Source organism: Shewanella sp. SM73, assembly GCF_025653795.1.
GTDB classification, from domain to species: Bacteria; Pseudomonadota; Gammaproteobacteria; order Enterobacterales; family Shewanellaceae; genus Shewanella; species Shewanella oncorhynchi.
In genome coordinates this window covers 349,989-365,819 of the sequence record NZ_JAKKRY010000003.1, presented here as the reverse complement: position 1 = coordinate 365,819, position 15,831 = coordinate 349,989, and the positions used below count along the sequence as shown (strand labels likewise).

General features: G+C 44.5%; 11 protein-coding genes. 5 read left to right on the top strand and 6 right to left on the bottom strand.

Translation table 11 applies throughout. From position 1 onward, the window contains the following. The first annotated feature begins 281 nt into the window (after positions 1 to 281). From nrdA to yfaE, 3 genes are all read left to right on the top strand, one after another. Positions 282 to 2,570 carry a class 1a ribonucleoside-diphosphate reductase subunit alpha gene (nrdA, locus tag L5M51_RS06875; RefSeq protein ID WP_263172071.1) on the top strand — a complete coding sequence of 763 codons (2,289 nt, stop codon included), beginning with the start codon at positions 282 to 284 and terminating at the stop codon, positions 2,568 to 2,570. Between the two features lie 74 nt (positions 2,571 to 2,644). Then, positions 2,645 to 3,775 (top strand): class Ia ribonucleoside-diphosphate reductase subunit beta, encoded by a 1,131-nt coding sequence (nrdB, locus tag L5M51_RS06870; protein WP_263172069.1) that lies wholly within the window; start codon positions 2,645 to 2,647, stop codon positions 3,773 to 3,775. A 38-nt stretch (positions 3,776 to 3,813) separates the two neighbouring features. Further along, complete coding sequence (gene yfaE / locus L5M51_RS06865; RefSeq protein ID WP_263172067.1) at positions 3,814 to 4,239, top strand: class I ribonucleotide reductase maintenance protein YfaE; 426 nt, start codon at positions 3,814 to 3,816, stop codon at positions 4,237 to 4,239. Positions 4,240 to 4,555: 316 nt separating this feature from the next. Here the strand turns inward: yfaE and L5M51_RS06860 are convergent, their stop codons facing one another. Further along, positions 4,556 to 6,574, bottom strand: coding sequence for an NADPH-dependent 2,4-dienoyl-CoA reductase (locus L5M51_RS06860; RefSeq protein WP_263172066.1), 2,019 nt, complete (start codon positions 6,572 to 6,574; stop codon positions 4,556 to 4,558). A 165-nt stretch (positions 6,575 to 6,739) separates the two neighbouring features. Here L5M51_RS06860 and sppA point away from each other — a divergent pair, with 165 nt between their 5' ends. Beyond that, entirely contained in the window at positions 6,740 to 8,587 is a 1,848-nt protein-coding gene (gene sppA / locus L5M51_RS06855) for a signal peptide peptidase SppA (RefSeq protein ID WP_263172064.1), read from the top strand. 137 nt (positions 8,588 to 8,724) lie between these two features. Then, positions 8,725 to 9,738 carry an asparaginase gene (ansA, locus tag L5M51_RS06850; RefSeq protein WP_173496876.1) on the top strand — a complete coding sequence of 338 codons (1,014 nt, stop codon included), beginning with the start codon at positions 8,725 to 8,727 and terminating at the stop codon, positions 9,736 to 9,738. A 304-nt stretch (positions 9,739 to 10,042) separates the two neighbouring features. Here ansA and L5M51_RS06845 read toward each other — a convergent pair whose 3' ends face one another. The 5 genes from L5M51_RS06845 to L5M51_RS06825 form a co-directional block, all read right to left on the bottom strand. Further along, positions 10,043 to 10,324 carry a YeaC family protein gene (locus tag L5M51_RS06845; protein ID WP_028759859.1) on the bottom strand — a complete coding sequence of 94 codons (282 nt, stop codon included), beginning with the start codon at positions 10,322 to 10,324 and terminating at the stop codon, positions 10,043 to 10,045. After that, positions 10,321 to 10,638 carry a zinc ribbon domain-containing protein gene (locus L5M51_RS06840; RefSeq protein ID WP_105252563.1) on the bottom strand — a complete coding sequence of 106 codons (318 nt, stop codon included), beginning with the start codon at positions 10,636 to 10,638 and terminating at the stop codon, positions 10,321 to 10,323. Before L5M51_RS06840 ends, L5M51_RS06845 begins: the two co-directional genes overlap by 4 nt. Positions 10,639 to 10,650: 12 nt before the next feature. Further along, positions 10,651 to 11,778 (bottom strand): M14-type cytosolic carboxypeptidase, encoded by a 1,128-nt coding sequence (locus L5M51_RS06835; RefSeq protein ID WP_105252564.1) that lies wholly within the window; start codon positions 11,776 to 11,778, stop codon positions 10,651 to 10,653. Between the two features lie 225 nt (positions 11,779 to 12,003). After that, positions 12,004 to 12,684, bottom strand: coding sequence for a response regulator transcription factor (locus L5M51_RS06830; RefSeq protein WP_105252565.1), 681 nt, complete (start codon positions 12,682 to 12,684; stop codon positions 12,004 to 12,006). Positions 12,685 to 12,907: 223 nt separating this feature from the next. Continuing rightward, complete coding sequence (locus L5M51_RS06825) at positions 12,908 to 15,445, bottom strand: TonB-dependent receptor plug domain-containing protein (protein ID WP_028759855.1); 2,538 nt, start codon at positions 15,443 to 15,445, stop codon at positions 12,908 to 12,910. Positions 15,446 to 15,831: the final 386 nt, after the last annotated feature.

The following is a 15,831-nucleotide window of genomic DNA, read 5'->3' as shown; positions in this document are numbered from 1 at the left end:
GTCGTTACTAACGCAAAAGTTTATCCTCACGTTATCCACAAGATGTCCCCTGAATTCAGACTTGCAAATAGGGGCAAACCTCACTATCTTGTATCCCATATAATTTAAAACACCATATCTTGTGTATAGGTAACAATCAGACACACTAGAAGCTCGCCGCTTAATTGACTCGTTTTTAACCAGTCAGCTGTATTTAAGGGACGATTATTGATTGTTTTACAAGGATACGTACGGTGATTTTGCTCACCTAAATACATATAAGAACCAAGGCCTATCTCCAAATGAATAGCACTATGACAGTCACAAAACGCTGTGGCGATCGTGAGAATATCGATCTCGAAAAAATACACCGCGTAATTACTTGGGCAGCCAAGGGATTAAAAAACGTTTCTGTTTCGGAAGTTGAACTTCGCTCACACCTACAGTTTTTTGATGGCATCCCAACCGAAGCTATCCATGAAACCATTATCAAGGCTGCGGCGGATTTAATTTCTCCAGAATCACCGGACTATCAGTTCCTTGCTGCCCGTTTAGCGGTGTTTCATTTACGTAAGAAGGCCTTCGGTCAGTTTGAGCCGCCCGCATTGTATGCTCACGTGACTAAATTGGTTGAGCTGGGTAAATACGACCAACACATTTTAAGAGATTACACCCGCGAAGAGCTGGATGTGATGGATACCTATATCGACCATTGGCGCGATATGGATTTTTCCTACGCTGCGGTAAAACAGCTTGAAGGCAAGTATTTAGTTCAAAACCGTGTGAGCCACGAAATCTACGAGAGCGCGCAGTTCCTTTACATTTTGGTTGCGGCTTGCTTGTTTGCCCGTTATCCAAAAGAGACGCGCCTGAAATACGTTAAAGATTTCTATGACGCGGTATCAACTTTTAAACTGTCGCTGCCAACGCCAATTATGGCCGGGGTGCGCACCCCAACGCGTCAATTTAGCTCTTGCGTACTGATCGAATGTGGTGACAGCTTAGATTCTATCAACGCGACCGCTTCGTCTATCGTGAAATACGTCAGCCAACGTGCGGGTATCGGGATTAACGCCGGTCGTATTCGCGCCTTAGGTAGCCCAATCCGTGGTGGTGAAGCCTTCCACACAGGTTGTTTACCTTTCTATAAGTATTTCCAAACCGCAGTGAAGTCGTGTTCTCAAGGCGGCGTGCGTGGCGGTGCTGCGACCCTGTTCTACCCTATTTGGCACTTAGAAGTCGAATCTCTGCTGGTATTGAAAAATAACCGCGGCGTCGAAGACAACCGTATCCGTCATTTAGACTACGGTGTGCAGTTGAACAAAGTCATGTATCAACGTCTGATCAAAGGCGAAAACATCAGTTTATTTAGCCCATCTGACGTACCTGGCTTGTACGATGCTTTCTTTGAAGATCAAAACGAATTCGAACGTTTATATCTGCAATATGAGCAAGACAGCAGCATTCGTAAGAAAACGATAAAAGCCGTTGAACTGTTTTCACTGATGATGCAAGAGCGTGCCTCAACGGGCCGTATCTACATTCAGAACGTGGATCACTGCAACACTCACAGCCCGTTCGATTCAAAAGTCGCGCCGATCAGACAGTCTAACCTGTGTCTTGAAATCGCCCTGCCGACTAAACCATTGAACAACATCGATGATCCAGAAGGTGAAATCGCGCTTTGTACGCTGTCAGCACTTAACTTAGGTTCTATCAAAGAGTTATCTGATATTGAGCCATTAGCCGACCTCGCCGTACGCGCACTGGATAATCTATTGGACTATCAAGATTACCCTATCAAAGCCGCGCAAATCGCCTCGATGAATCGCCGTACCTTAGGCATAGGCGTGATCAACTTCGCTAACTATTTAGCGAAAAATGGCATGAAGTATTCCGATGGTAGTGCGAACGCTTTAACCCACAGAACCTTCGAAGCGATTCAGTACTATTTACTGAAAGCCTCAATGAACTTAGCCAAAGAGCAAGGTGCGTGTCCGTTATTCCACGAGACCACTTACTCTCAAGGTATTTTGCCAATCGATACCTACAAACGTGACCTAGATAAAATTTGTACCGAACCATTGCACTTAGACTGGGAATCACTGCGTAGCGATATCAAGCAATATGGCCTGCGTAACTCGACGCTATCGGCATTAATGCCTTCAGAAACCTCGTCGCAAATCTCCAATGCGACCAATGGTATTGAGCCACCACGTGGCCTTATCAGCGTGAAATCGAGCAAAGACGGTCAGCTAAAACAAGTGGTACCAGATTTCGATACACTGAAAGATAGCTATGAATTGCTGTGGAAAATGCCAAGCAACGACGGTTACTTACAGCTAGTGGGTATTATGCAGAAATTCGTTGACCAAGCGATTTCGGCTAACACTAACTACGATCCTTCACGTTTTGAAGGCCGTAAAGTACCCATGCAAACCCTGCTGAAAGATTTGCTCAATGCTTACAAGTTAGGTGTTAAAACGCTTTACTACCATAACACTCGCGATGGTGCGTCGGATTCACACGATGACATCACCAATTTAGAGAAAGAAGATGACGGTTGCGCCGGCGGCGCATGTAAAATCTAGTCTTTAACTTTAACGTTAACGGTTTTATAGGGATCCCTATTTAGTGGATCCCTATCCATTGGAAAAATAGCACCATGGCCTACTCTACCTTCTGTCAAACACCCAACGATGCCACCCGTGAACCTATGTTTTTTGGTCAATCGGTCAACGTGGCGCGCTACGATCAACAAAAATATGAAGTGTTCGAAAAACTGATAGAAAAGCAGTTATCTTTCTTTTGGCGCCCAGAAGAAGTAGACGTCAGTCGCGATAAGATTGACTACGGTGCATTGCCTGATCATGAAAAACACATCTTTATTTCGAACCTGAAATACCAAACCCTACTCGACTCGATTCAAGGCCGCTCGCCCAATGTGGCCTTTTTGCCGCTGGTGTCACTGCCTGAATTAGAAACCTGGATTGAGACTTGGTCTTTCTCTGAGACGATTCACTCGCGCTCATACACCCACATCATTCGTAATATCGTTAACGATCCTTCAGTGATCTTCGACGATATCGTCGTGAACAAAGAAATCTTAAGCCGTGCGACCGATATCGCCGCTTATTACGATCACTTGATCCAACTGACTCAGATATTCCATTTACTCGGTGCAGGAACCCATGTTATCGATGGCAAAGAAGTCATAGTCAATACCCGCACCCTGAAAAAAGCCTTGTACCTATGCATGATGTCAGTCAACGCCCTAGAAGCTATTCGTTTCTATGTTAGCTTTGCCTGCTCATTTGCCTTTGCTGAACGTAAGCTCATGGAAGGTAACGCGAAAATTATTCGCTTAATCGCCCGTGATGAAGCCTTACACTTAAATAGCACTCAGCATATTTTAAGCATCATGCAAGGCGGTAAAGACGATCCAGAAATGGGTGAAATTGCTGCAGAATGCCAACAGGAAGCTTTCGATTTATTCTTCAAAGCCGCAGAGCAAGAAAAAGAATGGGCAAAATACCTATTCAAAGACGGCTCTATGATAGGTTTGAATGAACAGATCCTGTGCCAATACGTTGAGTTTATTACTAATCAACGCATGAAGTCGGTGAATCTACCGCAACCATACCCAGAAATAACCAATCCATTACCTTGGATGAAAAACTGGTTAGAAAGCGATGCAGTGCAAGTTGCACCACAGGAAGTTGAAGTCTCTTCATACCTTGTCGGCCAAATCGACTCCGCGGTTGATGGTGATGAGTTCCTCGACTTCGATCTATAAGACACTTAAAAGTGACGTTACAAAATGGCATTAAAACAGTGACATCAAAAAAACGGCCACAAAACCTGTTTGCGAAGGCGCCGATCGTGCGCCTTCAAGGTCAACCTGTGTTGCTCTTTACCGAGCAACAAGGCACCTTGCTGCAAGCGCTCGAAGCTAAAAAAGTTAAAATCTTCTCAGAATGTCGCAACGGTTTCTGCGGCGCCTGCAAAACACGCGTCATCAGCGGAAAAGTCAGCTACTTAAACGAACCCTTAGCCGAACTCAAACATGATGAATGTTTGCCCTGCTGCTGTGTTCCAACCGAAGATTTAGAGCTGGATCTATCACCTGAAGGTGCAGCTGTGGTCACCTATGCGTGTCAATCGAATCAGAATAAAACCAGTTTGGCTAAGCCAAAGCAAACACAAAATGTAGCAAGTGACACACGCACGCAGAAACAGGCAGTGTTTGAAGACTCATAACGGCAAGACTCGATTGTTCAATAAGCTGCTTTAAACAAGATGTGGCGTTAAAACCCAAAATCGCTTTAAAACAAAAATGAGCTCTTAAACAAAGAGTAGCTTTAAGACAAACAGCCCCTTTCAATACAGCCTTATTCAATCCGCGCCATTAGATACCAAACGTTTTAAAACTCACTATTCTCCCTTCCCTCTATTTTCAATGCATTCACACAAAAAAACTAAAACAAACTAAAACAAAAAAGCCTGAACACAGGTTCAGGCTTTCAGGATCTAAAATTGAATACTTAACGCTTAAAACGTATGGCTTATCGACTTTCTATAAACGCATTGCCAGTTCAGCGCCTTGGCGGATTGCACGCTTAGCATCAAGCTCTGCCGCGACATCTACGCCACCAATCAGATGCACAGGCAGGCCCGTCGCTTTCATCTCATCCACTAACGTGCGATTCGATTCTTGACCAGCACACAAAACGACGTTATCGACGGCCAGCACTTCAGCGGTTTCACCCACGCGAATATGCAGTCCTGCCTCATCAAACTTATCGTAACTCACGCCCGTTTTCATCTTCACATCATGTTGCTTAAGCACAAGACGGTGGATCCAGCCGGTAGTTTTACCTAAGCCTTTGCCCATCTTCGACGTTTTACGTTGCAGTAAAAACACCTTACGATGATCAGTATTGTCGGAATGGGGTTCAGTTAGGCCGCCCGCATGCTGGTAAGTTTTATCTATGCCCCACTGTTGTAGCCATTTATCGGGGTTCAAGGTGCTCGACTGGCGCTCACACAAAAAGTGCGCCATATCGAACCCTATACCGCCAGCGCCAATCAAGGCCACAGTGTTACCGACAGTCACTTCACCCGAGAGCACTTTTTGATAATCGACCACCCGTGGGTCGTCAAAACCGGGTAAGACTAAATCACGCGGCACAACGCCTGAGGCGATTACCACTTCATCAAACTTTTCCGTCGCCAGCACACTGGCATCGAGGCGAGTGTTTAATCTCAGCTCCACCTTATGCAGCTTAATTTGGTTAATGAAATAACGAATAGTCTCGTTAAACTCTTCTTTCCCAGGGATTTTACGGGCGAGATTAAACTGACCACCCACCTCAGATTTCGCTTCAAACAAGACAACGTGATGGCCTCGCATAGCGGCATAAACAGAAAACGCCATGCCCGCAGGGCCTGCCCCCATCACCGCAATACGCTTTTTATTGGCTGTGGGTAAGAAGTTGATTTCAGTCTCATAACAGGCGCGAGGATTCACTAAGCAAGTTGCGCGCTTGAGGGAAAAAGTATGATCAAGACAAGCTTGGTTACAGCCAATGCAGGTGTTGATAAGCTCCGGCGTGTTCGCCGCAGCCTTATTCACAAACTCAGGATCAGCAAGGAAAGGCCGCGCCATCGACACCATGTCAGCTTGACCAGAGGCGATAATCTGCTCACCAATCTCAGGGGTGTTAATGCGGTTAGTCGCAATTAAGGGAACGGCAACAGATTGTTTGAGCTTTTCTGTCACCCACGCAAAGGCGCCACGGGGCACGCTTGTCGCAATGGTCGGTACTCGCGCTTCATGCCAGCCAATGCCCGTATTTAGAATGGACACACCAGCTTGCTCTAACCACTGGGCCAGTTGCACTACTTCATCCCAAGTCGAACCGTTATCCACCAGATCGAGCATGGATAAACGGAAGATAATGATGAAATCTTTACCAACTTTTGCCCGTATCGCGTTAACAATCTCAATTGGGAATTGCGCCCGCTTTTCAAACACACCGCCCCATTCATCGGTGCGGGTGTTGGTGCGCGCACTGACAAACTGATTGATCAAATAGCCTTCAGATCCCATCACCTCAACACCATCGTAACCCGCTTTCTTGGCAAGGACGGCTGAACTGGCGTAATCCTTAATGGTCGAGCGCACTTGGCGACTAGACATAGCAGACGGCGTAAAAGGTGTAATGGGTGACTTAATCTTACTTGGTGCTTGGGAAAAAGGATGATAGCCATAACGTCCCGCATGCAAAATTTGCATACAGATCTTACCGCCAGCCTCATGCACCGCCTGCGTTACCACGCGATGCTTACCCACTTGCCAAGGAAAACTCAGCTGACAGGCATGGGGCGTAAGGCGACCACGAAGATTGGGGGAAATACCGCCCGTCACAATCAAACCTACACCGCCCAAAGCGCGTTCTTTATAAAACGCTGCCAGTTTCTCAAATCCGCCCTTTTCTTCTTCCAAACCTGTATGCATTGAGCCCATAAGCACACGGTTTTTGAGCTGGGTAAATCCCAGATCTAAGGGTTCTAATAAATGGGGAAACGACATTCAAACATCCTTTTAAAACAAGTGATTTAAATCAGCATACCTTGTGTCAAATCTAAGCTCAACCGTTGGATCGAGGCCATCAGTCAAAATCCTTTACAATTGTGTTTAGCCTGTAGCGCCATTTTCAGTTAGCATTGGCAGATTGGACTTATAAAGGAGTGGCAGATGTCCGCTAACCAATCGTTTTTCAAGAGAATATGTTTGTTTATTTGGCACACCCTGAACGGGACACGTAAACTCATCCTCAATCTAATCTTTTTTGGACTCTTAGCCGCGATCATTATCTCCATTGGCAGTAGCGAAGATATCCAAGTTGAAGATAATTCGGCACTGGTGCTTAATTTAGCAGGCTCTATTGTCGATCAGAAACAACAAGTCGATCCCTTAGAAGCCGCATTCAAACAAGGCCAAAATGCCAACGCCGATGGTGAAATCCTACTCGCTGATGTGCTTTATGTCATTGACAATGCAGCGCAAGATCAACGTATTAGCGTACTAGTGCTCGACCTGGTCGATCTTAAACGTGCTGGGATCAGCAAACTACAATCTATCGGCAATGCACTCAATCGCTTTAAAGAGAGCGGTAAAAAAGTCATCGCCATCGGCAACTACTACGAGCAAAATCAATATTTCCTCGCCAGTTTTGCCGACACCATTTACCTCAATCCCCAAGGCGGTGTCTCACTTGATGGCCTGAGTATGTACAACCAATATTTCAAATCGGCCTTAGAAAAACTCAAAGTCAAAGCGCATATTTTCCGCGTGGGGACTTTTAAATCTGCGGTTGAACCCTACATACGTGACGATATGTCAGATGCTGCGCGGGAAGCCAGTAGTGCACTGTTAGCCGATGTATGGCAAAGCTACACACAAACGGTTGCAGGCAATCGTAATATCGAACCGAATTCTCTGGTGCCCGACGCAACCACTTATTTGGCAGAACTCGATAAAGCCAATGGCGATTCAGCCACAATGGCAATCAACATGAAATGGGTTGATAACCTAGCGACCACAGAAGATTTTCGTAAAACCATGCTAGAAACCGTAGGAAAAGCCAGCAGTGGTGACAGTTTCAAGCAAGTCAGTTTTTATAATTACTTGACCTTAGTGACACCATTACCCAACTTTGTAGAGCAAGACAGTGTTGGTATTATTGTGGCAAGTGGCACAATTTTGAACGGCACTCAACCTGCGGGCCAAATTGGCGGAGAAAGCACCGCCGAACTGCTACGTAAGGCACGTTTTGATAAGCACATTAAAGCCTTAGTATTACGTGTTGATAGCCCTGGCGGTAGCGCCTTTGCCTCTGAGCAAATTCGTCAAGAATTACTGGCACTTAAAGCAGCTGGTAAACCCGTGGTTGTGAGCATGGGCAGTTTAGCCGCATCCGGTGGTTACTGGATTTCAGCCAGTGCCGACTATATCTTCGCAACACCAACAACACTCACGGGTTCGATTGGGATCTTTGGTATGATCACTACCTTTGAAGATTCATTGGCCAGTATAGGCGTGCATACCGATGGCGTATCGACCTCAGAATGGGCAGGATTATCTGTTACCCGCACACTTTCCCCCCAGATTGAAGCAATTATCCAACGTCATATTGAACGCGGCTATTCGGACTTTATCTCCCTGGTCGCTAAAGAACGTAAGATGACCATAGAACAAGTCGATAAGATTGCTCAGGGCCGTGTGTGGAGCGGTAAAAAGGCTCTTGAGCTTGGCTTAGTCGATGAACTGGGTGATTTAGATGAGGCGATTGCTAAAGCCGCTAAACTCGCGGATATGACGCTATTTGACACCCGCGTCATCGAACAAGAGCTGACACCCGAACAAAAATTCATGCAGCAGATGTTTGCCTCAGTATCGAGCTACCTGCCCGCCTCACTAAGTCAGTCATCGATGTTAGAGCAAATGCTACAACAGTGGACTAGCAGTTTGAAAACGTTAACCTCTTTTGATGATCCAAATAACGTCTACATCTACTGTGATACTTGCAATATGATGAACTAAATCTGCCAGCGTCTAGGTTGCAGCTCGCAACTTCAAGATGATGACAAAGACAAAGCCCGGATCTCCGGGCTTTTTTATTGGGTTTATGTCAGTAAAATCGTATAATTCGGCCACTTGAAGCTAAGAAAACGACAAGAATGACTAAACGCTCCATTTATGTTGCCTATACTGGCGGCACCATCGGTATGCAAAAGACCGATAACGGCTTTGTCCCCGTCGCGGGATTCCTAACTCAGTGCGTACAATCTATGCCTGAGTTTTACCATGAAGAAATGCCGGCATTCGTCATCCACGAATACTGCCCGCTTATCGACTCTTCCAATATGGCACCAACCGATTGGCAGATGATCGCCGACGATATACAAGCCAATTACGATAAGTACGATGGCTTTGTGATCCTTCACGGCACAGATACCATGGCGTACACGGCTTCGGCACTGTCATTTATGCTGCAAGGCTTGTCAAAACCTGTGATAGTGACGGGCTCGCAAATTCCCCTCGCCCAGCTACGCTCAGACGGCCAAACCAATTTATTGAACTCACTCTATATAGCGGCGAATTATCCAGTCGCTGAAGTGTGTTTATTCTTCAATAACAAACTCTTTAGGGGCAATCGCTCGACTAAGGCCCATGCCGACGGTTTCGATGCTTTCGCCTCACCCAACTTCCCACTACTGCTTGAGGCGGGGATCAAAATCAATCTACGCGCAGGCAAAATCACGGTAGCCAACGATACCCCATTAGAAGTCGCTCATATCAGCCCACAACCTGTCGGTGTGGTGACCTTGTATCCTGGGATATCGACACAGATTTTTGAGAACATTCTGCAACAGCCAGTTAAAGCCCTCATACTGCTGACATTTGGTGTGGGTAACGCACCGCAGGATGCCGCCTTACTCAAAACCTTAAGGCAAGCAGATGAACGTGGCATAGTGCTGGTGAATCTAACCCAATGTTTCCAAGGTAAGGTGAATATGGGCGGCTACGCCACAGGCAATGCATTAGCCAAAGCAGGCGTGATCAGTGGCGCCGATATGACCATAGAAGCGGCCTTAGCAAAACTGCATTATTTGCTATCTAAAAATTTGCAACCAGCTGAGATAAAAGCGGCCATGTTGCAAAATCTAGTCGGTGAACTGAGCATAGATTAAAGATAGTGTCTTCTAATCTGTTTGTTGCCCTCAAACGCTAGCAACAAAAAAGCCCATATTTGATGGGCTTTTTTGATTTAAACTCAGACTAGATTTTAGCTCAGACTTAAAAACACTAAATGAGTGTTTATTTTAAGACTTTTGCAGATCAAGATTTGCATTGAAGTTATTTGATATCAAATCAATATTAGCATTGATATCACTAACAAAAGATAAAATGCTAATTCCCCTTGCCAACCTCAGACTTACGCCGAATTCCTAATAAAGCACACCTTACAAGCCGATCTGCGTGGACAGTCAGAAATTATAAATCCTGTGCTTTAAACCCAGCAATTGGCTCACCACGGAATTGCTTTTTCAGCTCGGCCTTAGACAGCTCATTTATTTTACCGTCAGATGCAATAGTGAAATGCTCTGTTTGCTCAAGCTTACGCGCTTGATACAACATCACCACCTGCAGAGTCGATTCACGCTGAGTCTCACTCAACACAGTGCCATCCTCCCACTTACCCAACTCAGCAGCACTGCGAAGCCTTTCATAGACTTCAATAGGCATTTGATCGATCACTTGATTGATATCCGTCATACACTTTTCCGCTTATGTAACACGATTCTGACTCGTGTAATGAGATAACCTACAAAACCAAACACAAAGCATATTCCGGCGATATTCGCACGCATACCTTCGGCGGGTTCCCCACCCCAAAACCAAATCACCACACCAGCAATGAACAAGGTCATAGCAACGAAACTCTGATTCATTAAGCTGCTGGACTTTTGAATATGACTAATGCGCGATAAGGACTCATTGTCGCCATCGGTTTTTGCTTGGCAATGGGGGCATGAAGACGCTTTGCTCGACATACGTTTACGACACACCGGACATTCAATTAATGCCATATCAGCCTCGCCCTAACGTAACTTATCAACAACGGCGAGCATGGCAATTAGCGATGCTTCACCTAAATAAATACTGCGTTCTGGTGACCAACCCACAAAAGGATCGGCCAGATTGTTATTGTCTTTAAACGGCATCTCAAGGGTATTTGATAAACACTTGAAGGTCTGGGCAACCCAATTAGACGCTACGGTCAGATTCGCTTGACCGGGCTCATCTTTATCATACCCATACTGAGTTTGAAAATCGGCACTGGCTAAGGTCAATGCTTGACTAAAGTCCGCTTGCAGCTGCGCCAGTTTATCATTGTAAGCGGGGACGCCTTCACAACCCGCTAGAAACACATAAGGTAAGCCTTCATCACCATGCACATCATAAAACAGGTCAACACCCGTTTGCTGCATCTTGTTGACGACGTGATATACCTCAGGGCTTTTTTCTAAACTCGGTGTTTGCCACTCGCGGTTAAGATTAATCCCAATCGCGTTGGTGCGCAGATGGCCTCTGACACTGCCATCGGGATTCATGTTGGGCACTATATAAAAATTGGCCTTATCAAGCAGTGCCTTTGCCGTGGGACAGTCATTATCGAGTAAACGATTCACTAGGCCTTCAACTAACCATTCAGCCATCGTTTCACCCGGATGTTGTCTGGCGGTGATCCAAATATTGCGTTTAGAAGGATCGCCATTCCCTACTTTCATCAGAGTAATATCGCGGCCATCTAAGGTCAGGCCTAAATGCTCTAAATTGACATCTGGGTGTAACTGGGCGCCGCTGAGTAAATCTAAATGACGCTCATAGCTGTAGGGTGCAAAGTAAGCGATTTGAATGGCATCGCAATCTAACTCTATGCTAATGCTCAGTTTACCGTCTTGATATTGAGTCGGAATACGGAACCAATGCTGGCGATCATAACTGGCCACCGCCTGATAATCTTCCCATCCCTTGGTATAAGAAGCGGTTCCCGCATTGATAATATTCAAGGTGTAATGGTTACCCACTTCACCTTCAAATCGAAAATTGAACCATTGATAAAACTCACCACCCGCATCAGGGCGGATAGCAAGTTGAATATCGTCTTTATTATCAAGATTGACGACTTGGATATTTCCGCCATCAAAGTTGGCACTGATCCGCATAATGATTCCTAATAGGTTGTTAAAACTAAGGGCAATTTAATGGCGTGCGACAGATAGCACACGGCACATTTTATTATATGGCCGATAGAATAAACCAAAACATCCCAAGGGGAAAACGAAAGCCATTAAATTCAGTCAAGACACTTGCAATCGGCCTTTAATTAACCAGTTAACACGCCTAAAATCCACAAAAAATAAGCCTTTCACTATAAGTTAATGAAGATATTAGACCATAAAACTATAACCTTGGCCTCGTACTGTATTAATCAAGTTACGCGGCAAACTGATGTTAGCTAACTTTCGGCGAGTGTTACTAATGTGCATGTCCAGATTACGGTCAAATCGGCCCAAATCTTTCTGTAGCACTGAGCGCTGCAACTCTTGCTTAGTGATGACTTGGCCTTTTCTTTCAAAAAGATATTTAAATAATTTAAACTCGGTTTGGGTCAAATCGACATAGCGGGTGCCAATAGTGATCCTATAACTCATTTCATCGAAGTTAATCACTTTAGCCGCCACAGTCGCCATTTGCGGCGAGTGAGAGTGACCGGCACAGAGACGCCGCTCTAAGGCTCGTAAGCGGACAAAAATCTCTTTTATGCTAAACGGCTTACTCAGAAAATCATCTGCCCCCAATTCATAACCAGTGATGCGATCATCTTCATTATCACGTGCTGAGATCATCAGTACCGGCGTTGAACATTCACGCGCTTTTAGCAACTCAAATCCATTCATCTGTGGCATCACTAAATCAAGCACTATGATGTCTGGAGCAAAACTGTCAATGCATGCCAGACCCTCAATGCCATTAACCGCACACTTAACCTCATGCCCTTGTGTACATAAGGCATCAGCTAACCACACGCTAAACAATGGATCATCATCGACCAAGAGTATTTTACTCATCCTTAAAGCCCAAACGAGAATCTATATCATTTATATTACCATGCGAATCGGGACGACTCTAGCGCTATTACATTAGTTAAGAAGTGTGATGTTGAAAACTGTGAACAAAATACGATATTAACAACCAATCAACGGATGATTAGCGACTCTAAAATCATCTCGTAAGCTCCCAATAAAAAAGCGCCCTAAGGCGCTTTTTAGAAACTAAGAGTCTGAACTTAGCTTAGAATTTAACAGTTACACCACCGTAAATAACGCGGCCGACTGTGTCATATACTTGTGGAACTGTACCACCATCGCTACCGTTAGAAACAGTAACTGGTTTTTCATCAGTGAAATTCTTAACGCCTAAACTGACAGTCGTCATATCATTAATATGATAAGTACCAGAAATGTTATGGTACAAAATTGAGTCTACATCAGTACCTTGAGCTAGATCTGTCATTCCGCCGATATAACGATTGAAGTACATAACACTCCAATCATCTTGACCTGCTGACAAGCTAAAGTTGTTACGAACTCGAGCATAAGCACCAAAGTTACCATCAATAGTACCAGTATAGCTTTCACCATCCTGCTCGAAGTTAACTAAGTAAGTTGTGTCATTGTTTAGTTTCCAATCTAAACCAATAAGCTCAAAGCTGTAGGCTAAGTTGAAATCTACACCACTCGTGTCTTGTGTACCCACGTTAGTTAAAGCATTCGTTAAATTATCTAAATCGCCATTAGCGCCGATATTGAAAATTTCACAAGATGCTGCACCTGTTGCATCGCCATCTACTTGGAATCTATGACATGCATCTAGACCTGCTTGAGTGTCCATACGCGCAATCGCGTTATCAACTTTGAAACTCCAGTAATCCAAAGTCACAGACATACCATCAAGATAGCTTGGCGAATACACTAAACCAGCCGTATAAGACTCTGATTCTTCAGGTTTTAAATCTGGATCTGATGTACGATTTACTAAAATTTGTGGATCTTGAGCATTGCCCCATGGATCATCTAAATAATCAAACGAACCTGAGTTACCACCATACAATTCAGCAACACTTGGAGCACGGAAACCAGTAGCCGCTACACCACGAACCATTAACTCATCCGTTGCTGCATAAGTTAAGCCAATCTTCCACGTCGTTGCTTTACCGAAAGTAGAGTAATCGTCTAAACGTAGCGCAAATTCACCCGTTAATTTCTCAGTGAAAGGCACACTTACTTCTTGGAAAATAGAAATAACGTTATAGTTACCATCAGTCGGGTCTTGTTGAGCAGCAGTACTTTCACCAGCAACAACTACAGGATCAGGATTATAAAAACCACTTTCACGACGATATTCTGCACCAATCGCAAAGCCAACGGCACCTGCTTTTAAATCAAACAATTCGCCATTTAAACCAGCAGAAAGTGTTTGTTGCTCATTACCACCATTTGCTTGCTCTGAATAACCGATTTCGTTAATCATTTGCTGTGTTAATGGGGTGCCACTAAACCATGCATTAGGATTTGCATAGATCGAATCAAGCATATCTGATGCATTGATAGAATTATCTACTGCAGTTTTAGCTTGGTTTTTACCATAGGTGTAGGTTACATCCCAGTTCATACCAGTATGAACATCTAAGGTGCCCGCTAAGCCACCTGATAAACGCCAAGTATCAGTATCCTGAGTATAAATACGAGGACCTACATCGTTAGTCCGGCGACGATAGTTAACTAAACCCTTATCATCGGCTTTAATACCTGCTGCGATCATGCCGCTATCAAGCGTTACACATGGAGCTCCGGCTGGAACGCCCGCCGCGCCACAAACATTTAGCATAAGATCAGCGGGTTGAGCAGCCATTTGCTGGTTAGAACGACGGTTGGTATAAATAGCATCTGCAGTTAACACAACATCATTACCTAACTCTTGAGTCATGTTAGCAAATAAACTACGACGTTCACTTGGTGTTTGATAGTAACTATCTTGGGTAAAATCATAACCGTATGAACGGTCTACCCAGTTGCCATTGGCATCTTTAATCTTGCCGCCTAAAGTACCTTCAGGGATAAATGAACTTGCACCAGGTTCAGTCCAATCACGGTCACCTTGGATCACGCCACGACGGTCAGAAAAAGCAGCACCAAAGGTGTAATTACCACCATCGGTATTGAAACCGTATAGTGCACTTACGTCGCCATTTTTACCGTCACCCTTGTCAGTGCCACTACCGTTAAAATCGAGCTGGAAACCTTCAAAGTCTTTCTTAGTGATAATATTCACTACACCAGCAATCGCATCAGAACCGTAAACAGCTGAAGCGCCGTCTTTCAGAATTTCAACACGTGCAATCATAGCGACTGGAATAGAGTTCAAATCCACAGAGCTGTTAGCACCGGAACCAGAGTTCACCATGCGGCGACCGTTTAATAACACAAGCGTACGTTGTGAACCCATGCCACGTAAATCAACTTGTGCAACACCGTCTGCACCGTTGTTTGTTGTTGAACCAATTGCCGCACCCGCCATCGAAGTCTGTACTTGCAGCATTTGGTCAACAGAAGTAAAACCTTCCGCTTTAATCGCAGCAGCATCAATAACGGTCACAGGAGATGCTGTTTCCATATCTTGGCGTTGAATGCGTGAACCTGTCACTTCAATACGTTCAACTTTTGCTTTTTCTTCAGCAGCAAATGCGCTTGACGTAACAAATGCACCAGTAGTGATAGATGCAACGATAGCTAAGTTAATAGCTGACGCTACTTTAGTTCTTTTGATCATGTATGAATGCTCCCTAGATCTTACTATTATTTTTATGCTTACAGCTTGTACAGCTATTGCTGTACTAGTGTTGCACCTGATACTGAGGATTCACTTTAACTCCGTCAATGCTCAAAATTTTAACCAACAAAAACAAATTGTTAATTATTGTGATTTATTTGGTTAATTAATTTGAATGCTATTTTTTAATACCCTTATTTACCACACTTACACAGAGTTAATCACCAAGATGTGGATATTAAGCAGATTTTAAGACTGTTAATAAGAAACATGAATGCAACATTTTGCACATTAAAAAATGTGATGCGGATCACACTTTTTAATCCTTATTAAAGTTATCTAGAAGAACAGTGTATTGATTAACTATTGTTAAATCTGCATATCTA

What these genes read in the sequence shown, in the direction of transcription:
- L5M51_RS06840 (WP_105252563.1), bottom strand. Translation starts at nt 10,638, where the DNA reads ATGGCATTAATTGAATGTCCGGTGTGTCGTAAACGTATGTCGAGCAAA.
- L5M51_RS06845 (WP_028759859.1), bottom strand. Translation starts at nt 10,324, where the DNA reads ATGACGGATATCAATCAAGTGATCGATCAAATGCCTATTGAAGTCTAT.
- L5M51_RS06860 (WP_263172066.1), bottom strand. Translation starts at nt 6,574, where the DNA reads ATGTCGTTTCCCCATTTATTAGAACCCTTAGATCTGGGATTTACCCAG.
- ansA (WP_173496876.1), top strand. Translation starts at nt 8,725, where the DNA reads ATGACTAAACGCTCCATTTATGTTGCCTATACTGGCGGCACCATCGGT.
- L5M51_RS06835 (WP_105252564.1), bottom strand. Translation starts at nt 11,778, where the DNA reads ATGCGGATCAGTGCCAACTTTGATGGCGGAAATATCCAAGTCGTCAAT.
- nrdA (WP_263172071.1), top strand. Translation starts at nt 282, where the DNA reads ATGAATAGCACTATGACAGTCACAAAACGCTGTGGCGATCGTGAGAAT.
- L5M51_RS06830 (WP_105252565.1), bottom strand. Translation starts at nt 12,684, where the DNA reads ATGAGTAAAATACTCTTGGTCGATGATGATCCATTGTTTAGCGTGTGG.
- sppA (WP_263172064.1), top strand. Translation starts at nt 6,740, where the DNA reads ATGTCCGCTAACCAATCGTTTTTCAAGAGAATATGTTTGTTTATTTGG.
- L5M51_RS06825 (WP_028759855.1), bottom strand. Translation starts at nt 15,445, where the DNA reads ATGATCAAAAGAACTAAAGTAGCGTCAGCTATTAACTTAGCTATCGTT.
- nrdB (WP_263172069.1), top strand. Translation starts at nt 2,645, where the DNA reads ATGGCCTACTCTACCTTCTGTCAAACACCCAACGATGCCACCCGTGAA.